Raw genomic sequence first — 1,416 nt, 5'->3', positions numbered from 1 at the left:
CGTGAGGGCCACGTTGTTGCCACTGGTGATTCCGACGGAGCTGAAGTTGTTGGCCGCGTTGGTCAGGGTGATGGTGTTCGCGGCGCCGGCGGCCAGTGTGGTGGGGCCCGCAGCCGTGATCGCGCCGGTTTGCGTGATGGGGCCGGTGGCCGTCATCGCCAGGATGCCGGTCGAAGTCGCGCCGGCATTGGCGCTCACGCTGCCGATCGTGACCGGCCCGGTCTCGGCCCAGGCGATGTTGCCGCCGGTGAACTGCACGGTCTCAAAGCTGTTGGCCGCATTCGTGAGCGTGATGTTCCCGCGAGTCCCCGCCGTCCCGCCGAGATCCGTGACGGTCAGGTTCTGGCCGACATTCAACGTCACCGGCGCGCTCTGGGTCAGGTTGTAGGTATTCGTGGTGCTGCCGGTGAACGCGGGGGCCGCGGTGGTCACGGCGACCGGGCCGCCGAAGTTATTCGCCGCGTTGTTGAGGGTCATGGCCGCCGGCAGCAGCGGGGGCCCGGCAAAGGTGGCGGTGGTGCCGGTGGTGGTGACGGTGATATTGCCGGTGCCGGGCAACGGCAGGGTATTGAGATTCGTGTTCGCTCCTAAGACGAAGGCGGACCCGGTGGCCCCGACAGACGATTGCGTCCCGCCGATGCGGGTGGTGCCCAGGAGGTTGACGGTCCCGGCCGGGGTCAGCGTGGCATCGCCGACGACCGTGAGGGTTTGCCCGACCGGCAGGGTCAGATCGCCGCCGCCGGTCGTCACGGTCAGGTTGCCGCCCACGGTCGAGGTGTTGAGCGTCAGGGCATTGCTATTTGCCAGGGTCACGGAGCCGAGCGTCGCGGCAGCAGTGGTGTCGAAGCTGGCCGTGCCCGCCACACTGAGCGCCCCCGCTTGACTGATCAGCCCCCCGGCCGTGACCGCGAGATTGCCGCTGGCGGTCAAACTGGGTAGCACCATCGGCGCAGTATTGAAGGTCAGGGTGAGGTTGCGCAGATTGGTGAGGCCGGCCAGCGCCGGCACCGTCGCGCCGGCATTCACGTTGCGCAATTGGACATCCCGGAAGTTGCTCTGGGTACCGGCAAACGACAAGGGGCCGGCGAAACTATTGGCCTGCGTGGCCAACAGTACATCGCTACTGGCTGCGGTCGCGGTCAATGTGGTCGCGCCGGTCACCGCCAGCACTCCGGATTGGGCGAGCGCGCCGCCGGCAGTCACGGTCAGCGTACCGCTGATGGTGGAAGCGCCGAGATCGAGCGCGTTGATGTCGTTGAGCGTGACGTTGTTGCTGCTGACGATCGACACTGCCCCGGTGAAGTTGTTCGCGTTGTCGAGCGTGACGTTGTTCGCCCCGGCCGTGAGGGTCGTCGTGCCGGGGACGACGAGATTGCCGGTGTCGGTGATCGCCCCTCCAGCGGTGACAGTCAAGTT

General features: G+C 67.1%; 1 protein-coding gene. It reads right to left on the bottom strand.

Annotated features, from left to right (window positions below):
• Positions 1 to 1,416: hypothetical protein (locus tag P0111_18405; protein MDF0646005.1), on the bottom strand; the 1,416-nt coding region annotated here is incomplete at both ends.

It is taken from the genome of Nitrospira sp., from assembly GCA_029194535.1.
Taxonomy (GTDB): Bacteria; Nitrospirota; Nitrospiria; order Nitrospirales; family Nitrospiraceae; genus Nitrospira_C.
This window is presented reverse-complemented; position numbering and strand designations above follow the sequence as displayed.